Consider the following 19838-nt stretch of genomic DNA (forward strand, 5'->3'; position numbering starts at 1 on the left):
GCACAAAGATTTCGTCCGCTTGATAAATTAAAATCCTGATAAACCATTCTACTTTATCAGGATTTTTTTATGAGTAAAGCAAAAGAAAAACGCAGAGCCATTTGTTATGACTATCTCAGTGATGAGATAGAAGCCCTTAATCGTCAAAATGTAGAGCTTAAAGCCCAATTATCTGAAAACAAGAAGATAATCTACGCCCTAAAACAGACCATTGTTTACCTAGAATCAAAACAAAACTTGTTTGGCTTAGAAAGTCCTACTGTTGATATTTTGTATGATAACATTATGTACCCTTTCAAACGTAATTATATGCAGTTATTAGGGGAAGTGTTAAGGGAAAATCAAACACGGTGGCTGACAATAGATTTCATCTTAGATAAGATGTTAGAAAAGGATGGGGTAAAAGTAAGGCTTGATTTTCCGCATCATAGCTTTCACACCCGTTTATACTATGCTTTACGCAAATTACATCAACGGGGATTAGTTTTTCGTGAAGGGGATGACGATGTGCCAGAATCGGTATTAAATCAACTTGTGGAAGATGATTGGAAGAAAACAAACGAGTCTCGTTGGTTAATCAATATGGGGGCATATAAAGTTACGATGGACGCTTAAACTTCCAACGGACATGAATTGTTGTGCGTTGCTCTCGCTCTACCATGCCTTTATCTAACCAATGCTTTAATGCGCCTCGTACCGATACAGTATGCCCTTCCGTGAAAGCCGATTCAGGTTGGTTATCGGCTTTTAATAGCAGAAAGGTGAGTTCAGTGACACCAAAATAACGATTCGGCTCGGCTTTTAGTATGCTGAGCAAGGTTGTCCGCAGTTTGAGCTTAAAACGAGGTTTATGCGTACGATAAGAGTATAATTTTGTATTATGTTCCTCTAAACGGGATTTGGCTTGCATAATGTCAATGGCTTGATGAAGTGTTGCAATCTTTTCATCCACCAAAATTAAGTGTTGTAATACTTGTTTTCGTTCTCGTTGTAACTCGGTCAGTTTTTTCTCAATTTGGTTTAAATACACTTGTTTTGCCATTAGTGAAAAATCACCTCTTGATATGCAGTTTCACGTTGCCAATAATGGTTCCATTCGGTTTCATTGTGTGTGGTAAGGCACTTTTCTAAAATGTCACGGAACTGTGAACCATTTGATACCCGACGATTATCTTCACGGTAAGCCACTTCATTTGCATAGTTGAGCAAATAGGCGTTGCTCATCTTATGCATTTGTCCGTAGTACATCCGTTTGAATCGGGCAAAATAACTTTCCGCCTGATTGTTTGTTACCCCTAAATCACTACTGTATTCTTCTTTGTGATTTACCGTGCATAAATCGTAAAATGGCATAAGCACATCATACGCATGACTTTCATCGGTATTGATACGTGTGCCTCGCTCAACAAATTTGTCCGCAAAGCGTTTGACTGTCGATTGTGTTTCCCCGAACGTAACAGCAACCTGCGTACTTTTTGCCCCACGATATAATGGATTTTTCGCTTTTTCTTCTGCGGTATAATGCTCACGAGCAACTAAAATACAACGTTTTTCGGGATTTTGATTTTCCTTTAAACGGTAATCTATACGGTCAATCTTCTTATTTGCTTTGCGAGGTGCGGGGTGAATATATGTGCCATCTATATCGACTTCGCCTGAAAAGGTGGCAAATTCTCGTTGCTCAAGTAAGGCTTTACGAATCTTATGTAACAATACATAAGCACTTTTATACTCAATATTTAAATCCCGTGCCATTTGTAACGCAGAAACCCCTTTAACTGCATTTACAAATAAAGCGATGGCATATAAGTAGGTTTGGATAAGCAGTTTGTGATTTGCAAAGATTGTGCCAGATGTTACCGAAAAGGTATGCCGACAACTATTCACTTTACAACGCCACTGCTTGCGAGAGGCAATAAAATAGGCTTGATGACGACAACCACATTTCGGACAGGTCACGACTGTTTCACTTCCCCATCTTAGCTCGCACAACAATGAAAACGCCTTATCATCAGATAGCGTAGCTATCTTGATAGGCGAAAGCGTGCGGGCTTTGTTAGAAAGAAGAAAATGTTGTGCCATATAAATGGTTTTACCTAAAAAGATGTTTCTGATAATATGTATTAAAATTATCCAAATGAATAATTTTACAAATCAAAGATTTTGCAGAACGCTGTGATATCCCTTATCGCTCAATGTACAACTATGTACGTAGTGAGCGAGAACCTAATTTAGAAGCTCTTTCTAAAATGAGCAAAACTTTTAATGTCGATCTAAATTGGTTGATTTTGGGAGAAGGAGAAATACTGAAAGGTATATCAAAAGAATCATTTTCAGCCGAAGAAAATCAACTAATCACTCATTATCGCTTAATGCCTAATCTTGTACAAAAAACAATGAAAACAGCGTTTAAGGCGATTTCAACTGAAAAATTTTAGAGAATTTTTATTATGAGCCAAAATAAACTTCTATCTACTTTAAAAACTGCTCTGCATTCTTGCAACGGTATTTGGGCTAATGATGACAAAACAGAATTAGCATTTAATTTACTACTAGATAAATTGGAAAAGCACGATGTAGAGACAATGGCAGCACTGTTAAGTAACTCAGATTTAAAACGCCATTTTTTTACCGAGATCGCTGGGGCGTTAGTATTTAAGAAAGCTGATTTTCAATTTTTCTTGTCACAAAACAAAATCAGCCACTCATACACCCGATACAAGAACCGTATAGGTTTAACAGATGGCAGTCGTTTCTTAAAAGACAGTACTGATATAGTGTTGGATTTTCCGTTTAAAGATTGTGTGTTAAACGGTGGACAGAGTTCAGAAGAAGGTGATGAGACTTATTTTGAATGCAATAAGGACGCTCAGCTCAGCTCAGCTCAGCTCAGCTCAGCTCAGCTCAGCTCAGCTCAGCTCAGCTCAATTGTACACTAAAAAATCCCGCAAACGTCAAGAAATTTTCTTTAATCAAGTTTTAGCTTTTGATGAAATCGACCGCTTACTCGATCCGAAAGCCCTTTCAAATTTCTCTCGCTATAATCAAAACGGCAAACAGCCTGTTGGTACACTTAAACGCCATTCAGACGGCACACTTGCTGAAAATCTAATTATTAAAGGCAACAATTTAGTGGCTTTGCATACTCTTCTTGCTACGAAGTTTAAAGAGAGAGTGAAATTGATTTATATTGATCCGCCCTACAATACAGGCAACGACAGCTTTAAATATAACGATAAATTTAACCATTCCACTTGGTTGACTTTTATGAAAAATCGGCTAGAAATCGCACGGGAATTGTTGGCTGATGATGGCGTGATTTTTGTGCAATGTGATGATAATGAGCAGGCTTACTTAAAGGTTTTGATGGATGAAGTTTTTAGGCGTGAAAATTTTATTAATATTGTAACAGTAAAAACTAAAATCGGGGGAGTATCTGGAAGTTCGGAAGGAAAAAGTTTAAGAGATGCAACCGAATTTTTACTTTTATCTTCAAAAGATAAATTCAAACTACAACTTAATCCTGTATTTCAAAAAACAGAAATTAGTGAATATGTAGAAGATTATAAAAGCACAGGCAAAAGCTGGAAATATACACAAGTATTAGTTGAACTAGGGGAAAAATTTTTATTAGAAGAACAAGATGATTTTAAATATTATCATTATCCAAACTCTAAAAGTGTATCAATAGCAAAATATTGTGCTGAAAATAATTTATCTGAAAATGATGTTTATAATAGCATTTCCAATAAGGTTTATAGAACAACGAACGCCCAATCTAGTATTAGAACAAAAATAATAGAAGATTTAAAAGACATTAAAGATGGTATAGTCAGTATTGAATATACACCAAAGAAAGGAAAGAACAAAGGTCAGGTTACAGAAGTCTTTTATAATGGTTTTAATAAAGATATGTTTATGTTCCTATCTGATATGTTGTTTTTTGAAAATAAAAAATTTTTCTACCTTCAAAAAATAAATACTCTTTGGGAAGACATCCAATACAACAATTTAAATAAAGAAGGCGACTATATTGATTTTACCAATGGCAAAAAGCCAGAACAATTAATAAAACGCATTATTGAACTAGCCACAAATGAAAATGACATCATCCTAGACTTCCATCTTGGTAGCGGGACAACCGCTGCTGTAGCACACAAAATGAATCGCCAATATATCGGCATTGAGCAAATGGATTATATTGAAACCCTTGCAGTGGAACGTTTGAAAAAAGTTATTGATGGTGAACAGAGTGGTATTTCTAAAGCAGCCAATTGGCAAGGAGGTGGCGAGTTTGTTTATTTTGAACTGGCAGCGTTTAACGAGAAAGCCAAAGATTTAATCTTAGCTTGTGAAGATTTTGACAGCTTAAAAACCTTGTTTAACGAGCTTTGCAGTCGCTATTTTTTAAAATATACATTAAGCATCAAAGAATTTGCCGACATTATGCAAGAAGCGGAGTTTCAAGCCTTATCGCTTGATGAACAAAAACAGATGATGTTAGAAATGTTGGATTTAAACCAACTTTATGTAAATGTTAGCGATATGGAAGATAGTCAATTTGATGACGTGTTATCTGACGAAGACAAGAATTTAACCCTGCAGTTTTACGGAGAGCAATAATGGAAAAGACCTTATTTAATGTGATTAAAAACGAACGTAAAGCGGTTAAAAAATACAAACCTGAATTATTGGAAATACCTGAATTTGTGTCTAATAACTTAAAATTTAATTTTTTTGACTGGCAAAAAGCCGCTCTTGAAAACTTTTTGATTTTTGACCGCACTTCAGAGCTAGACGATTTCCCTGATTTAAAAAATAAGCCAACGCATTTGTTGTTTCATATGGCAACAGGTGCAGGTAAAACGATGATGATGGCAGCCTTAATGCTATATTACTATGAAAAAGGCTATCGTCATTTTCTATTTTTTGTGAATCAAAATAATATTGTAGATAAAACAGAAAACAATTTTGTGGACTCATCGCACCACAAATTTTTGTTTACACCAAAGATTTTGCAGGGCGACAAAGTCATTCCAATAAAAAAAGTGGAAACGTTTAGCGAATTTTCAGACGGTATTGAAATTAAATTTACCACCATTCAAAAATTGTATAATGACATTCATATAGAGCGTGAGAACCAAACCACGTTAGCAGACTTGCATAAGCTTAATATCGTAATGTTAGGTGATGAAGCACACCACTTAAATGCTCAAACCAAAAAAGGCAAACAAAACACGCTAGATTGGGAAGTGGAATTAAGTGGCAAAGCAAGTTCAGAAGAAATTGAACGTAGAGGTTGGGAACATATGGTATTGGAGTTGCTACTCAATAAAAACGGTAATACAAGCAAAAATGTGTTACTAGAATTTACTGCAACTTTACCTGAAAATGATGACGTAGCGAAAAAATATGCCGACAAAATTATCGCTAAATTTACTTTAAAAGAATTTTTACAAGCAGGCTATACCAAACAAATTAACCTTGTTTCATCAAAATTGGTAAAAAAAGAGCGTGTCTTTCATGCTTTATTATTTGCTTGGTATCGCTATCAAATTGCGATTCAATACGGTATTGCCAATTTCAAGCCTGTTATGCTATTTCGTAGTAAAACCATTGATGATTCTTGGGCGGATTATCAAACATTTTTGCAATGGACGGAAAGTGCAAATGGTCAAGATTTTGATTTTTTAACGACATTAACGCAAAACTTAAATGATGGCGGTACAGAAAACGAACAAGGTAAAACTCGTACAGAGCAAGTCTTGCTGTTTATGCGTGAGCATAATTTGACGATGTCGCATTTAGCGAATTGGGTAAAGGAAAATTATCAACCACATAATGTAATTATTACTAACTCGCAAACTAACAAAAGTAAAAGCGAAAAAACCGATGTGGATACAGAAAAACTTTTAAATAATTTAGAAGCTGCGGATAATCCGATTCGAGCGATTTTTACTGTTGAACGTTTAACGGAAGGTTGGGACGTGTTGAATTTGTTTGATATTGTTCGTTTGTATGAAGGACAAAATGGAGGTGGTTCAAATAAAAAGACAGGTAAAACAGCAGCCGCAACGGTATCAGAAAAGCAGCTAATCGGACGTGGTGTTCGATATTTCCCGTTTGTTTTTGAAGATAAATTGCCAAATAAACGCAAGTTTGACGGCGTAGAGCACGAACTAAAAATCTTGGAAGAGCTGTTTTATTATACCTTTGATGAGCAATCTCGCTATATTTCCGAACTGAAAGCTGAATTGCGAAAAGACGGCTATATCCCTGAAGATACGGATAGAATTAAGGTGCGTTTTGCGATTAAGCCTGAACTGGCACAGAACGAAAGTTTTAAAAATCTATTAATTTGGTCGAATAAAAAAGTGCCGAATCCAAATGCCAAAGCCAATAATGCAGATAGTTTAAGGGCATTAAATCAACCTTTAAGCATTACGGTTCACAGTAATGGATTGTTACAAGAAACACAGTTTAATACTGATGAACTGAATCAGTTAGGTATGGAAAACAATCACTCAAAAACCTTAACTATTGGCGAGATTGAACAACATATTTTTGATAAAGCTATTCATATTAAAGGTAAAAATAGCAATTCGTTGTTCCATTTTGACCGCTTGCAAGAAAAACTAGACATTAAAAGTCGCCGAGAGTTGCAAACGGATTTGATGCAAGATTGGAAAGTGGAGTTTTTGGGATTGGACAACAATCTTACCATCTCGCCATATGAAAAATTAAAGGCTTGTTTGATAGCACTAGATACTGCAGAACAGCATTTAAAACAAAGTGATACGCCATTTATAGGCACAAAAGAATTTACAGCAAAGACCTTGTGGGAAATTTTTGGACAACCTAAAGAAAAATGGGTCAGTAAAGATACAGTTAAAACTGAAGTAGCAAAACCTGAATGGTATGCTGTGGATAATTTTGCAGGCACGGATTTGGAAGCGAGCCTAGTTCAATTTGTGAAAGAAAGAATGGGAAATTGGGAGAGTAAATACGATTTCCATCTATTACGAAATGAAGAAGTATTAAAATTAAGCAATTTTGATAATGGTGAGGGTTTTATGCCTGATTTTATTTTATTACTCAAAGATAAGACAAGAACAACGCTAAACAACATCAATGCTTGTTTGCATTATCAAATTTTCATTGAACCAAAAGGTGCACATTTAACAGAAAAAGACCAATGGAAAGAGAATTTTCTGCAAGCTATCACGGCAGAGTATGGTAAAGATAAACTTATCCAAAAAGATACCCCTTATTATAGGCTAATTGGCTTACCATTTTACACAGAGAAGTCTTCTGATTTTATAGATAAATTTAATGGAATTTATGTGGAATAAATTATATTAATGCCATTAATCATTGATGAACATCTACAATTTGCCAATGAACCATTTATTTATATTTAGCCTAGCTTCTTTCAAAGAAACACAGCGAACCATATAGGCATAGAACCCTTTTATTAAGGCTCTATGTTGGGTTTGTAACTCATTTATTAAAATCCACGCATTTCTTGTGGCAGTACGGTATTCAAGGCAAAACGCTTTGAGCCGACCTGAAAATTCAGGTGGGCGATTTTTTATGTCTGGCGTTTAGCTTTGAGTGCCTTGTGCATACAAGAAAGATTTACTGCTCATTACTTTCAGACAAATCCAAAAGCCATCCCTTAAAGATATTTTGCTGTTTAAAATAAAAGCAAACAAAACAATAACACTTTTCAATATTCCGCTATTTTCCTTTCAAATAAGATTTATATATCAGAAAGTTAGAAAATATTTCCAACATTTAGTTAAAATAACTTGACAAATATTTGAATTTTAGATTGAAAATATCGCTTGACAAAGCCCCTAATAATTAATACCATTTTTGCCACAGAGAATAGTCCCTTCATTATGACTTTTGTTTTTAAGCCTAAAAAGGTTTTTAAATCAAGAGTGCTAATGAAGGGACTTTTTTTATTTTCATCTTTATTGTTTCTTTCGTATAGCACTATAACTCTGAATTAATTTTTTATTTTTAACTAAATAACTACACTAAGGAAATAGCAATGAAAGACAGACTAACTTATCTTATAAATAGACGTTATCCTATCTATTACTTTTTGCATGATGAATATGATGAGTATAGTGACGATGCAATAAGAATCCTTCATGGTAAAGCACCGTTAAATGGTGCTATTGATCTAAGTTTATTTGAGGATGATGAACTTGACTGGAATGAAGGTGCAAAGAAAGAAGCGCAAAGGAAACAAGATGAATATGATAGATGGATGAGCTATTATGAGAACAATCCTTTTCATTGTGATGTAAAAGAGATACCCACCTATTCTCAAGAATACGCTCTTTATCAAGCCCAAAGTCTTATTGAGAGCACGAACGAATATTGCAAATTTTTTTGTGGAGCACCAGAGAGCGCACTTATAACTCGTTTTCAAATAGAATGTATGAAAGAAGATACGCAACATTAGCGTAATCTAAGACAAAATATAATTTAGGATGGATAAAGCTAATAATATATTTTGTCATGACAAGATGAATACCACTTTAAATTTTATATAAGCTAAAAATAGCTTATCCAATACTTTATCCACTGATGGCAAGTTACTTTAAAGAGCCAATATTACTTGGGTATTCAAAGCATTATGCGACACGTTTAAGCCAATTTAGGTTATCTAAATGGGAGGTTTTGAGTGTCTGCGATACGGTTATTTGCTTTGAAACCCTTGTGATAACAAGGAACACTTTATGGCTCAACATTACTTACTTTCATCCCAATCCAAACTGCTTTCAATTAAACAAATTTGTCGTTTAACCGACGAACAAGCCTTTCAGATGTTAAAAGCCCATCGTTGGGGTAATCCTGATGATATCAATGATGTTTGTTGCCCGTTTTGCGGCATACGCCACCATGCTTATTTTCTTCAATCTCGCAAACGTTGGACGTGTAAACATTGCAAACGAAATTTCTATATTACGACGAACACGGCATTTGCTTTTCATAAATTGCCCTTAGTCGATATTCTGTTAGCTATTTCGCTCTTTGTGAATGAAGTCAAAGGGATTTCGGCAATAACAATGAGTCGCCATTTGAATGTGAACTATAAGACCGCTTTTGTCCTCTGCCATAAATTGCGTGAAGCCCTATTCAAAACTCGTGATTTAACGCCCTTACAAGGTGAAATTCACGAAGATGGGACGTTAATTAACTATAAGTTACGCAAAGCAAATTTTAAAAAGAATCAACATAAACAACGAGATAAAAAGACAAATTATCCTAAATTGAGACCAACTAAACGTGTCATTATCAGCCTAAATCAACGGGCATCTAATGATGAAACATTGTGGGGTTCAAATCGCACCATCGTGGCAATGGACTATACTGAAAATGCCAAAACAATTTTGGCATTAAATCACCAATTCGTGAAACAAGGTAGCGATATTATGTGTGATGAAAATGGGGCGTATTATGACTTAGATTTTCATTACTCACGTTGGAGTGTTAATCACGATTTATGTTACAGTGCAAAAGGCATCAATAACAATCTCGCTGAATCCTTTAATGCCCGCTTTCGAGATTTACATCGTGGTGTACATCACAAATGCGATAACAAATACGCCCTACATTATGCCAATCAAGCGGCGTTTATGTCAGACAATCGTCAAAAGTCTAATGGCGAACTGTTTAGTGATATTCTCAAACGTTGCTTATGGGTGTTGCCATTAAGGGAATGGGTGGGTTATTGGCAAGGAAATCATCGAACGCAAGAGCTTATTGGCATGACCGCATTTAGCCCTGAAGAAATTTCTCAAAGCTATTTTAAAGCATTAAACGAACGTATGGCTTACGAAGAACGTTTACTTGCTGCGTAGTTCATCACGGGCATTTTTCATTAAATAGAACAAAATGCATTTGAAAAGCTTACCTGAAACAAGGTGGAGCGGGTTGGCTACGCTTGTAATAAGGAAATGTTGTGTAATCAGTGAGAAAATCGGCTAGAATTAGGTCAAAGAAATGCTCTTAACCCTGTTTTTGACGTTAAGAGCATCGTAAATTTTATTGCGGTTAAGATTGCGTTTTGGGTTTTGTGCAACTGCTACATAATACCGAAAACTTGTAAAAATTTAACCGCACTTTTCTTGTATTCCCTGCTCACTTCTAAAATTTTAATGTTCAGCGTACAATATCAATAAATTGCATTATTAAGGACAGAAATATGAAAATTGGTTTAGTTGGCACAGGCATGATCGTGAACGATTTATTGCACACGCTCAATAAAACAGGGGTGGAAGCCATCAGCATTTGGGGGCGAAATGTAGCCAAAGCAAAGGAAATTGCAACACAATTTCATATTCCAACCGTCTTTGAACGCTATGAAGATTTATTGGCTAGCGAGTTTGACACTATTTATATTGGTCTGCCGAATCACTTGCATTTCCAGTTTGCGAAACAAGCATTGGAAGCAGGCAAACACGTGATTATGGAAAAACCATTCACGCCCACCATGGCAGAATTTCAAAGCTTACGCACGCTCGCTAAAAATCAGGGCGTGATGCTTATCGAAGCAGTCACCACCCATTATTTACCTGCCTATCAACAACTTAAAACAGAATTATCCCATTTAGGCGACATCAAAATCGTCAGTTTAAATTATAGCCAATATTCTTCTCGCTATGATCGTTTCAAAAATGGCGATATTGCCCCTGCGTTCGATCCTAAACAGGCTGGCGGTGCGCTAATGGATCTTAATGTTTACAATCTCAACTTTGCAGTGGGCTTATTTGGCGAGCCAAAATCTTATATTTATGCGCCGAACATTGAGCGTAATATTGATACCAGCGGTGTTTTGTTGCTCAATTATGGTCATTTCCAAGCCGTTTGTATTGGCGCAAAAGACTGCCAAGCACCCGTGATGCTTTCCATTCAAGGCACCAAAGGAAACATCACGATCCCAATGCCTGCCAACGTGATGAACGTCTATCAAGTGAATGATAACAAAGGCAACAGCGAACAACATGAATTTGAAAACCGCCATAGAATGTTCTACGAATTCAAAGAATTCGTACGCATTATTGACGGAAAAGATCACGAAACTGCCGAAAAAATGCTCGATATTAGCGAAATTGTCTGTGAAACGCTCGAAAGCGCAAGAATGCAAGCGGGGATAAGGTTTGATGTGTAAATGAATGGTTAATTGTCTGGATTTCAGTTGCTTTGGCTGTTGATTATAATCTCAAAGTTATTCATCTCATCAATCACAAAATTGCCTATTGTTAAATAGTGGAAATTGCCTGTCTAACGATGATTTATAAAATAAAACCACCTTAAATAAGGTGGTTTAGTTTTTGATTATATATCTAAAATATTAGACTTTTGCCCTTTTAACGGTGGAAGCCAAGCCTGCGTGCCGCTCATTGTAGAGTCCCATAATAAATCAGGAAATCCATAGTGATCTGCTTGATCAGGATCCACTGAGCGCTGAATGTTATTCTCTTCACCATTTAAAATACGTGTCGCAATATCTGGATTCACCATGACAGTTTTTCCTAATGCGATAAATTCAGCCCAACCCGTATTAAATGCTGCTAAAATTTCATCTGGCGTATAAAGATTTCCCACACCGATTAGTGGCAATTTTCCACCAATACGCTCATGCACAAGTTGTAAACGATGTGCATTTGTGTCTGCACCGCGACGAGCTTTTTTATAAAAATCCCATAATGAAATATGAAGATATTGCAATGATTTTTCTTTTAGCGCATCAATAAGTGCAAAAGTATCTTCCATCGTAATGCCTAATTCTTCAGGTTCTTCAGGCGAAAAGCGATAGCCTACAATAAAATCATTAGCATTATGTTTTGCTTTTGCTGATAGCACCGCATCAACTACGGCAAGTGGAAAACGCATACGATTTTCACGTGATCCACCCCATTCATCAGTACGACGATTTGAATGACCAGAATAGAACTGCTGAATCAAATAGTTATTTGCACCATGAATTTCAACACCATCAAAGCCAGCTTGAATTGCCAAATCAGTCGCATGACCAAATGCAGCGATTAATGACCGCACTTCAGCCGCTGTCGCTTCGCGAGTACCAGTTGCTTCATCAGCACTTGCCGAGATTTTATCTTTACCATTAAGCAATTCTGTAATTGCTTGCTTACCACCATGGTGAATTTGCAAAATAGCTTTTGCTCCCTGTGCCTTAATAATGTTTGCCGTTTCTTTTAATGAAGGCAATTGCGATGCATGAATGACTTCAGGTTGACCGTAAAAGGCTTTTCCCCCATCTTGCACGAGCGTTGCAGCAAGAATAAACATTCCCATATCATTTGCTCGATTGCCAATAAAACAGCGTTCTTGCTCTCCTAACGTGCCATCTTCATTAGAGCCCAAATGAGTCATTGGTGCCACTACCAAACGATTTTTAATCTTCACACCATTATTTCAAGTATAGTCTTGAAATAATGGTAAAAATTTTGAATTCATAATAGTTTTCCTTTTTTAAATTAACCCTGTAAGTATAGCATTTATATCAGCATATTTTCTTAAAAAATTCTCTCAATTAAAAATTTGAAGAATATTGACCGCACTTTAAATACAGGTGCAAGAAAATTTCTCTCCCATTTTAATAGTTCTCAAATAGTTAAAATAAATCTAATTTAACTTTGTCGCTTGACAAAAAATTTTCAATATCGTAGCATAAAAAACGATTCAGTCTGGTAGTTATGCTACATTTCAATCGAGTGAATTCTCACTATCTTATATTATCCTTTTCTTAATAGGATAATGTTCAGAAATCCCCTGTCTTGTAGGGTGTCAATAAATAAATTTCTTTTTACACGGTACTTTCATCATTCTAAATTTTAGAAAACAAAAGAAAGTGCGGTCTTATTTTAGCTAAAAAATGGAGCATAAGATGAGTTTTATCCAAGAACTTCGTGCATCAAGCACGTTAAAAGCCCCGATTTTTGTGCCTACGGTGGCTTTTGTCGCTTTCATAGCGTTTTTTTGTTTGTTTTTTCCTGATCAGGCGCAAAACACTTTAAATGCAGTGAAACAAGTTCTCTTTACGAACTTCAGTTGGTTCTACATTCTGGCTGGAGCAATTTTTTTCCTATTTCTGATGTTTTTGTGTGTCAGTTCACTAGGTAGCATTCGCCTTGGTGCAGACACCGATGAGCCCGAGTATTCCTTTATGTCTTGGATAGCAATGCTCTTTGCTGCTGGTATGGGGATCGGGTTGATGTACTTCGGGGTTGCAGAGCCGTTCTCGCATTATTTAAACCCAGTGCATGAAAACCTAAACGAATCGGAACGTATAAAAGATGCATTGATGACCAGCTTTTATCACTGGGGGATTCACGCTTGGGCAATTTATGCTGTTATTGCATTAGCATTAGCCTATTTTGGTTTTCGTTATAAATTACCGCTTACCGTGCGTTCAGGCTTTTATCCCTTATTAAAAAATCGCATTTCAGGTTTTTGGGGCAACTTAATTGATGTTATCGCATTATGTAGCACAATCTTCGGTTTAACCACTACCTTAGGCTATGGTGCGATGCAGGTTAACGCAGGTTTTAAATTCCTTGGTGTATTAGATAGTAGCAGTTTTGGCGTATTAGCGATTATCGTCATTGTCGCAATGACTATTTCTGTTGCCTCTGCGATTTCAGGTGTAGGTAGAGGTGTAAAAATACTGAGCGAAATCAACCTTGTAATCGCAGGTTTATTATTACTCTTTGTTATTATAGCTGGCCCTACTCTATTACTCTTTTCTGAATTAACAGAAAACCTCGGTTATTATTTTAGTTCACTTTTAGAGATTAGTTTCCGTACCTTTGCTTATGAAGCAGACAAACAAGGCTGGTTAAGCAGTTGGACTGTCGTTTATTGGGCATGGTGGGCTTCTTGGGCGCCGTTCGTGGGCTTGTTTATTGCGCGAATTTCTAAAGGGCGTACCATCCGCGAATTTATTTTAGGCGTGTTATTTATCCCATCACTCTTTAACATTTTATGGATGACGAGTTTTGGTAGCTCAGCAATTTGGGTCGATCAACAAACAGGCGGTGCATTAACGGCAATCAGCAGCAACACAGAAGCCTTATTATTTGGTTTATTTGATCAATTACCATTTAGTACGCTGACCTCAACCGCTGCGGTAGTGATTATTTCAATTTTCTTTATAACATCTGCCGACTCAGGTATTTTTGTGTTAAATAATATCGCCTCACAAGGCTCAGAAAAATCACCGAAATGGCAAAGCATACTTTGGGGTGCATTGCTTGCTGTACTCGGTTTATCACTATTATATTCAGGTGGTTTAGCCTCGTTACAAACTATGACCTTAATTATCGCCTTACCGTTTATGGCAATTATGATCGTGCTTTGTTTCGGTTTATGGAAAGGCTTAATGGTTGACAGCCAATACTCTAACAAAAAATTCACGCAAGGCAGTGGTAACTGGAGTGGAGATAATTGGAAAGAACGTTTGGAAAAAATCGTCAATCCAACCAACCACAAAGATATTCGCCAATTCTTATTAAAAACAGCCCGTCCAGCGTTTAAAGAATTAGTCGAAGAATTTGAAGAACACGGTTTAATTGCGCAAATGCGATTTATTGACGGGAAAAATCCAAAAATCGAATTTGAAGTGGTGAAAGAAAACCTGCGCAACTTCTTATATGGTATTGAATGTCAATCACGCGAATTATCTGAATTAGTGGTGGAAGACAGCAATGTGCCGAATATCGATGAAAGCAAGATCTACGAACCGATCACCTATTTCTTCGATGGTCGCAATGGTTATGATGTGCAATATATGACCAAAGACGAGCTGATTGCCGATGTGTTAAAACAATATGAGCGTTTTATGAACTTGGCGATGGACGAAAACCACACGCTAATGACGGCTGATGTAGAAAATATGACAGACAGCGTTGAACCCAAAAACGAAAGCGCGTTATAAATCTTTGCGCATTGGCATAAATAAGTAGGCGCTTGCGTTCATCTATGTCCGTCTGCGCCCATAAATCAGGCTTGTTGTATTGATTACACGAGCCTGATTTTTTCCTATTTGCTTGGCGATTTATCTCGCTTATCTAAAAAACTTGCGCAATTTCGACCGTACTTTTATTCCTTATTAAGAATGAACTGGCATTTTAAACTCAATTTGTTTATTATTATGAATAATCTTTTTTGACAAAAAGGGATAATATGCATTTTTTAGATGATATGGCATTGTTTGTTGAAGTCGTAAAAGCGAGGAGCTTTACGAAAGCGGCGGATAACTTAGACATCCCGAAATCCACACTTTCAGTGCGGATACACAAATTAGAAGATGCGATTGGGCTAAAGTTATTAAACCGAACGACACGCAAAGTTGAAGTCACTGAAGTGGGTCAGCTTTATTATGAAAAAGCGATAAATATTATCGAAGAAGCGCATTTAGCGCATATTCAGCTCACGGAGATGATTGCAAATCCGCAAGGCGTGCTAAAAGTGCTTGTGCCTGTTGATTTTGCGATACATATTATCGCCCCTATTTTGGCTGAATTTAGTGAGCGTTATCCGCATATTCAACTTGAATTTGACCTTATGCCGCGCAAAGTGGAACAGGTTGGTGAACATTTTGATATTGCGCTGTGTCATGAACGCCCGCAAGACAGCACCTTAGTAGCGCATCATTTGAGTGCATTTTCGGGGGGGATTTACGCCTCAGCACGCTATTTACAGCAATATGGCGAGCCGAAAAACTTAAATGATTTAACCAAGCATGAATGCATTCGTTTTCACACCGAGTTCAACCATGAATGGCATCTGATGAAAGGCAAGGAACAGCAACGCATTTCGGTGCTTGGGCAATATCATTCTAATAGTATGGAAATGTCATTAACGCTGGCAGCCCAAGGGTTAGGCCTTGCAATTCTGCCCGAAATTATGGCTCAACACGCCGTTGAAAAAGGGCAGATTAAACGTATTTTGCCCCAATGGCATACGGCTGAAATGAATATTTATGCGATCACGGCAACTCGCATTTTACCCCGCAAAACTCAAGTCTTTCTTGAACTATTGCAGGAAAAATTGAAAGCTGGCTAATTGCTAAAACAGTTTTCCACGCTAAATTATGCAAAAACTTAATGAATTTTGACCGCACTTAACGCGTTGATCTTTTTGATTATTTTAGGAGTATTTATCTTATGGACTTTTTACAACGTTTTTTTAAGATGGAATCGGCGAGCGGTATTTTGCTCTTCGCCTTTGCCATTTTAGCGATGATTTTCGCGAATACAGGCTTGCAATCCACCTATTTTGATTTTCTTGATATTCCAGTGACCGTGCAATTTGGATCCTTTGTGATTAATAAAACCTTTATCCATTGGATTAACGATGGGTTTATGGCGGTCTTTTTCGTGCTTGTGGGTATGGAAGTAAAACGGGAAATGTTTGAAGGCTCATTATCCAGCTATCAAAAAGCGATTTTCCCTGCAGTTGCCGCTATCGGCGGTATGCTCATCCCAGCCGCAGTTTATTGGCTAATCACCAAAGATCACCCAGAACTCGCCAACGGTTGGGCAATTCCAATGGCAACGGATATTGCCTTTGCACTGGGGATTGTGGCGTTATTAAGTAAACAAGTGCCGCCTGCGCTAAAAGTATTCTTGCTCGCCTTAGCGATTATTGATGACTTGGGCGCAATCGTTGTTATCGCGCTTTTCTTCTCAACAGACTTAAGTATGCAAGCCTTAACGATTGCGGCAGTTGCCGTTGTAGGCTTATTCATCTTAAATCGCTTCAAAGTGAGCAATATCAGCGCCTATATCATTATTGGTCTTGTGCTATGGGCTTCCGTATTGAAATCTGGCGTGCACGCCACACTTGCTGGTGTGATTATCGGCTTCAGCATTCCATTAAAAGATAAAAACGGCGAAAGCCCGTTACATAAAGCAGAACACGCGCTTGAGCCTTGGTGCTCTTACTTCATTTTGCCTTTATTTGCCTTTGGTAACGCAGGGGTTGTATTAGGCAACATCAGCAGCGATCAACTGTTCTCTGCTCTGCCTTTAGGTATCGCCCTTGGCTTGTTAATTGGTAAACCTGTGGGCGTGTTTGGCTTAAGCTATCTTTCCGTTAAATTAGGAATGGCAAAATTGCCTGACGGCGTTAACTTTAAACAAGTGCTTGCTATCGCGATGTTATGTGGTATTGGTTTTACTATGTCTATGTTCTTGGCGGGGCTTGCCTTCATCAGCGAATCAAATAGTATGATGAGTACTTTATCGCGACTCGGTATTTTGCTCGGCTCATGTCTTTCAGCCTTGTTAGGTTATGTGCTATTACGTTCTTCAACGAAAAAATCATAACTTTAGAAAAAATCCTAATTTTTGACCGCACTTAGCGGGATAAATCATAAGATTGGGATTTCATTTCAAACACAAAATTGATGCTTTGTAAGCGTTAAACACAAAGTGCGGTTAAAAACGAAAAAATTTTAACCGCACTAAAAATATGTGGACTAAGGCGCTATTCGCTTTTTCTTCCCTGCTAAGATTTGAATGGTCTCCGCAAGATGTTGGGACTGGGTAATCGCAGAAATCACCGCAACACCATCCGCCCCTTGTTCCCTTAAAATATAGGCATTGCTTTCATTGATACCACCTATCGCCACCAGCGGTTTTTCAACGCCTAAGGCTTTTAATTCCCCCACAAAAGAAACACCCAACGCGGGTGAATGATCGGCTTTGGAATGGGTTGGGAAAATAGGCCCTACGCCAAGATAATCAATATTTGCATCATCTTTCGCTGCCAAAACATCCGCCAAATTATTGGTGGATAAACCCAAAATAAATTTATGCTGGGCTTGCGCTAAAATCTCTGACACCGCCATATCACTCTGCCCAACATGAATGCCGTCCGCCCCAATTTCTAGGGCGAGTGGCACGTTATCATTCATAATAAACGGCACTTGATATTGCCGACACAAGGCAAGGCATTGTATTGCCAGCTGTTTTTGTTTTTCAGACGCATACTCCAACGAATGTTCCCCTTTATCACGAAATTGAAAACAAGTGATTCCCGCTTGTAAGGCTTGCTCTAAAATTCGTAATAAATTTGCCGAAGGCTCACCCGCCAAATGCAAACAATCTTGTGTTCCTGCCACAAAATAGACAGATAACATTTGTCGGATATTATTCATCTTGATATGCCCAATGATTGGTCGGCCCATGCCCATGGCCGAGATTTAACGGATGGCTGATTGCGGCGGTAATAAAGGCTTTAGCGGTGTGAATCGCCTGCTCCACAGAATGCCCTTTCGCCAATTCTGCCGTGATACAAGCCGAAAACGTGCAGCCCGTGCCATGGGTATGTTGCGTTGGGAAACGTGGGCTTGATAGGGTAAATTTCTCTGTTGGAGTAAAAATCCAATCCAAACAGACCGCACTTTGCGAGTTTTGGCTATGTCCACCTTTGATTACAACAGTTTCCGCGCCCATTTCTTGCAATAAGCGCGCCGCCTTTTCTGCACTGGCTTCGTCAATAATTTTAATCCCTGTTAAAGCTTCCGCTTCAGGCAGATTTGGGGTGATCACTTTGGCTTGCGGCACAATATATTGTTTTAATGCGGCGACTGCGTGATTTGGCAGCAATGGTGCGCCGCCTTTGGCGATCATCACAGGATCTAACACAATTTGCGGCAACTGATGTTGCTGTAAACAATCTGCCACAGTTTCAATAATATCCACATCGCCTAACATTCCAATTTTCACCGCTGAAAGCGAGAAATCTTCGGCGACTGCTTTGATTTGCGCTCGAATCGTTGCTAATGACACGGGGTAAATATCAAACACCCCTAAGGTGTTCTGCGCAGTGACAGCGGTAATTGCAACAGTGCCAAAGACATTACGCATTTGAAAGGTTTTTAAATCTGCTTGGATACCTGCTCCACCGCCACTGTCGGAACCCGCAATGGTCAATGCTTGAGGGATGTTATGCATTATTGTTCTCCTTATTTAGTTTCAAAAGTGCGGTCAAATTTTCACAAGAAATTTCAGCTAACTGATTCAAAAACGCAGTGGCAAAAGATCCCACCTGTGTGCTGAGATTTTGTGCAGCTATTTCCCCTGCTAGCGCATAAACCGTGCAGGCTTCAACCACGGCGTTTAAATTATCTTGTTTATCCACCACGCCTAAAAATGCGGCGATCACCGCGCCCAATAAGCAGCCAGAACCCGTTATTTTCGGGAATAATGGCGTGCCATTGGCTATTTGTATGACGTTTTTTCCATCGCTGAGATAATCAATTTCCCCACTGACTGCCACAATGCATTGGTATTTTTGAGCGGCAGTGCGAGCAATCTCGCCGAGATTGGCTTCTCCTTGCCCAGCATCAACGCCCTTGCCTTGCCAATCCACGTTCGCTAAAAACGCAATTTCTGCGGCATTGCCTCGAATCGCTGTAAATTGAATTTCGCTCAAGAGTTGCGAAGTTACTTGGCGGCGATATGCCGTTGCCCCTGCGCCAACAGGATCTAAAACCACGGGAATGCCTTGCTGATTAGCGGCTTTTCCTGCAATCAACATCGCGTCAACATCTGATTTATTGAGCGTGCCAATATTGATTAACAAGGCTTGCCCAAAGGTTTGGATTTCCGCCACTTCTTGTGGCGAAGTGGACATAAAAGGTGAGGCGCCTAAAGCAAGTAAACCATTTGCGGAAAAATTCGCCACCACAATATTCGTCATGCAATGCACTAATGGGTTGCGCTCTCGCACTAAATTTAAGTATTTGAATTGCATAGAGTTTCCTAATAACTAGATAGAAAAGA

General features: G+C 38.1%; 17 protein-coding genes. 11 read left to right on the plus strand and 6 right to left on the minus strand.

What is annotated here, in order from left to right:
* Positions 1-69 precede the first annotated feature (69 nt).
* Complete coding sequence (locus C8D76_RS04190) at positions 70-615, plus strand: hypothetical protein (RefSeq protein ID WP_116631551.1); 546 nt, start codon at positions 70-72, stop codon at positions 613-615.
* Here C8D76_RS04190 and C8D76_RS04195 read toward each other — a convergent pair.
* Both C8D76_RS04195 and C8D76_RS04200 read right to left on the minus strand, forming a co-directional pair.
* Entirely contained in the window at positions 599-1042 is a 444-nt protein-coding gene (locus C8D76_RS04195) for a DNA repair protein (RefSeq protein ID WP_116631552.1), read from the minus strand. The genes C8D76_RS04190 and C8D76_RS04195 overlap by 17 nt on opposite strands.
* The gene (locus tag C8D76_RS04200) at positions 1042-2082 is read right to left on the minus strand and encodes an IS1595 family transposase (protein ID WP_116631553.1); all 1041 of its coding nucleotides are present in this window, start codon (positions 2080-2082) and stop codon (positions 1042-1044) included. The genes C8D76_RS04195 and C8D76_RS04200 overlap by 1 nt, the downstream gene beginning before the upstream one ends.
* 71 nt (positions 2083-2153) lie before the next feature.
* Between C8D76_RS04200 and C8D76_RS10030 the strand changes: the two genes are divergently transcribed.
* From C8D76_RS10030 to C8D76_RS04240, 7 genes are all read left to right on the plus strand, one after another.
* Positions 2154-2438: a helix-turn-helix domain-containing protein gene (locus C8D76_RS10030; protein WP_279305826.1), complete on the plus strand. Its 285-nt coding sequence runs from the start codon at positions 2154-2156 to the stop codon at positions 2436-2438.
* Between the two features lie 12 nt (positions 2439-2450).
* Positions 2451-2939, plus strand: coding sequence for a site-specific DNA-methyltransferase (locus tag C8D76_RS04210; protein WP_116631555.1), 489 nt, complete (start codon positions 2451-2453; stop codon positions 2937-2939).
* Positions 2839-4623 (plus strand): site-specific DNA-methyltransferase, encoded by a 1785-nt coding sequence (locus tag C8D76_RS04215; protein ID WP_116631556.1) that lies wholly within the window; start codon positions 2839-2841, stop codon positions 4621-4623. The genes C8D76_RS04210 and C8D76_RS04215 overlap by 101 nt, the downstream gene beginning before the upstream one ends.
* On the plus strand, positions 4623-7352 hold the full coding sequence (locus C8D76_RS04220; RefSeq protein ID WP_116631557.1) for a DEAD/DEAH box helicase family protein: 2730 nt from the start codon (positions 4623-4625) through the stop codon (positions 7350-7352). The genes C8D76_RS04215 and C8D76_RS04220 overlap by 1 nt, the downstream gene beginning before the upstream one ends.
* A 707-nt stretch (positions 7353-8059) precedes the next feature.
* On the plus strand, positions 8060-8479 hold the full coding sequence (locus tag C8D76_RS04230) for a hypothetical protein (protein WP_116631559.1): 420 nt from the start codon (positions 8060-8062) through the stop codon (positions 8477-8479).
* A gap of 277 nt (positions 8480-8756) precedes the next feature.
* Positions 8757-9881 carry an IS1595 family transposase gene (locus tag C8D76_RS04235; RefSeq protein ID WP_116631560.1) on the plus strand — a complete coding sequence of 375 codons (1125 nt, stop codon included), beginning with the start codon at positions 8757-8759 and terminating at the stop codon, positions 9879-9881.
* 344 nt (positions 9882-10225) lie between these two features.
* On the plus strand, positions 10226-11191 hold the full coding sequence (locus C8D76_RS04240) for a Gfo/Idh/MocA family protein (RefSeq protein ID WP_116631561.1): 966 nt from the start codon (positions 10226-10228) through the stop codon (positions 11189-11191).
* 167 nt (positions 11192-11358) lie between these two features.
* On the opposite strand, the gene C8D76_RS04245 is transcribed toward C8D76_RS04240, so the two are convergent.
* Complete coding sequence (locus C8D76_RS04245; RefSeq protein ID WP_243405815.1) at positions 11359-12450, minus strand: NADH-dependent flavin oxidoreductase; 1092 nt, start codon at positions 12448-12450, stop codon at positions 11359-11361.
* 481 nt (positions 12451-12931) lie between these two features.
* Between C8D76_RS04245 and C8D76_RS04250 the strand changes: the two genes are divergently transcribed.
* The 3 genes from C8D76_RS04250 to nhaA all read left to right on the plus strand — a co-directional run bounded on the left by C8D76_RS04250 (position 12932) and on the right by nhaA (position 17375).
* Positions 12932-14980, plus strand: coding sequence for a BCCT family transporter (locus tag C8D76_RS04250; RefSeq protein WP_116631562.1), 2049 nt, complete (start codon positions 12932-12934; stop codon positions 14978-14980).
* 248 nt (positions 14981-15228) lie between these two features.
* A complete protein-coding gene (locus tag C8D76_RS04255; RefSeq protein ID WP_116631563.1) occupies positions 15229-16110 on the plus strand; it encodes a LysR family transcriptional regulator in 882 nt (293 codons plus the stop codon).
* Between the two features lie 101 nt (positions 16111-16211).
* The gene (nhaA, locus tag C8D76_RS04260) at positions 16212-17375 is read left to right on the plus strand and encodes a Na+/H+ antiporter NhaA (protein WP_116631564.1); all 1164 of its coding nucleotides are present in this window, start codon (positions 16212-16214) and stop codon (positions 17373-17375) included.
* Positions 17376-17527: 152 nt separating this feature from the next.
* Here nhaA and thiE read toward each other — a convergent pair whose 3' ends face one another.
* The 3 genes from thiE to thiM are packed head-to-tail and all read right to left on the minus strand — an operon-like array spanning position 17528 to position 19809.
* On the minus strand, positions 17528-18208 hold the full coding sequence (thiE, locus tag C8D76_RS04265) for a thiamine phosphate synthase (RefSeq protein ID WP_116631565.1): 681 nt from the start codon (positions 18206-18208) through the stop codon (positions 17528-17530).
* Entirely contained in the window at positions 18201-19007 is an 807-nt protein-coding gene (thiD, locus tag C8D76_RS04270; protein ID WP_116631566.1) for a bifunctional hydroxymethylpyrimidine kinase/phosphomethylpyrimidine kinase, read from the minus strand. Before thiD ends, thiE begins: the two co-directional genes overlap by 8 nt.
* On the minus strand, positions 19000-19809 hold the full coding sequence (gene thiM / locus C8D76_RS04275; protein ID WP_116631567.1) for a hydroxyethylthiazole kinase: 810 nt from the start codon (positions 19807-19809) through the stop codon (positions 19000-19002). The genes thiD and thiM overlap by 8 nt, the downstream gene beginning before the upstream one ends.
* Between the last annotated feature and the right edge of the window lie 29 nt (positions 19810-19838).

The sequence above is a fragment of the Alitibacter langaaensis DSM 22999 genome, assembly GCF_003096995.1.
Lineage (GTDB): Bacteria > Pseudomonadota > Gammaproteobacteria > Enterobacterales > Pasteurellaceae > Exercitatus > Exercitatus langaaensis.

Excerpts from the sequence above, each read along its gene's own strand:
- C8D76_RS04250 (WP_116631562.1), top strand. The coding sequence starts at position 12,932 with ATGAGTTTTATCCAAGAACTTCGTGCATCAAGCACGTTAAAAGCCCCG.
- C8D76_RS04195 (WP_116631552.1), bottom strand. The coding sequence starts at position 1,042 with ATGGCAAAACAAGTGTATTTAAACCAAATTGAGAAAAAACTGACCGAG.
- C8D76_RS04235 (WP_116631560.1), top strand. The coding sequence starts at position 8,757 with ATGGCTCAACATTACTTACTTTCATCCCAATCCAAACTGCTTTCAATT.
- thiD (WP_116631566.1), bottom strand. The coding sequence starts at position 19,007 with ATGCATAACATCCCTCAAGCATTGACCATTGCGGGTTCCGACAGTGGC.
- thiE (WP_116631565.1), bottom strand. The coding sequence starts at position 18,208 with ATGAATAATATCCGACAAATGTTATCTGTCTATTTTGTGGCAGGAACA.
- C8D76_RS04220 (WP_116631557.1), top strand. The coding sequence starts at position 4,623 with ATGGAAAAGACCTTATTTAATGTGATTAAAAACGAACGTAAAGCGGTT.
- C8D76_RS04240 (WP_116631561.1), top strand. The coding sequence starts at position 10,226 with ATGAAAATTGGTTTAGTTGGCACAGGCATGATCGTGAACGATTTATTG.
- C8D76_RS04190 (WP_116631551.1), top strand. The coding sequence starts at position 70 with ATGAGTAAAGCAAAAGAAAAACGCAGAGCCATTTGTTATGACTATCTC.
- C8D76_RS04210 (WP_116631555.1), top strand. The coding sequence starts at position 2,451 with ATGAGCCAAAATAAACTTCTATCTACTTTAAAAACTGCTCTGCATTCT.
- C8D76_RS04255 (WP_116631563.1), top strand. The coding sequence starts at position 15,229 with ATGCATTTTTTAGATGATATGGCATTGTTTGTTGAAGTCGTAAAAGCG.
- C8D76_RS04230 (WP_116631559.1), top strand. The coding sequence starts at position 8,060 with ATGAAAGACAGACTAACTTATCTTATAAATAGACGTTATCCTATCTAT.
- C8D76_RS04215 (WP_116631556.1), top strand. The coding sequence starts at position 2,839 with ATGAGACTTATTTTGAATGCAATAAGGACGCTCAGCTCAGCTCAGCTC.
- thiM (WP_116631567.1), bottom strand. The coding sequence starts at position 19,809 with ATGCAATTCAAATACTTAAATTTAGTGCGAGAGCGCAACCCATTAGTG.
- nhaA (WP_116631564.1), top strand. The coding sequence starts at position 16,212 with ATGGACTTTTTACAACGTTTTTTTAAGATGGAATCGGCGAGCGGTATT.
- C8D76_RS04200 (WP_116631553.1), bottom strand. The coding sequence starts at position 2,082 with ATGGCACAACATTTTCTTCTTTCTAACAAAGCCCGCACGCTTTCGCCT.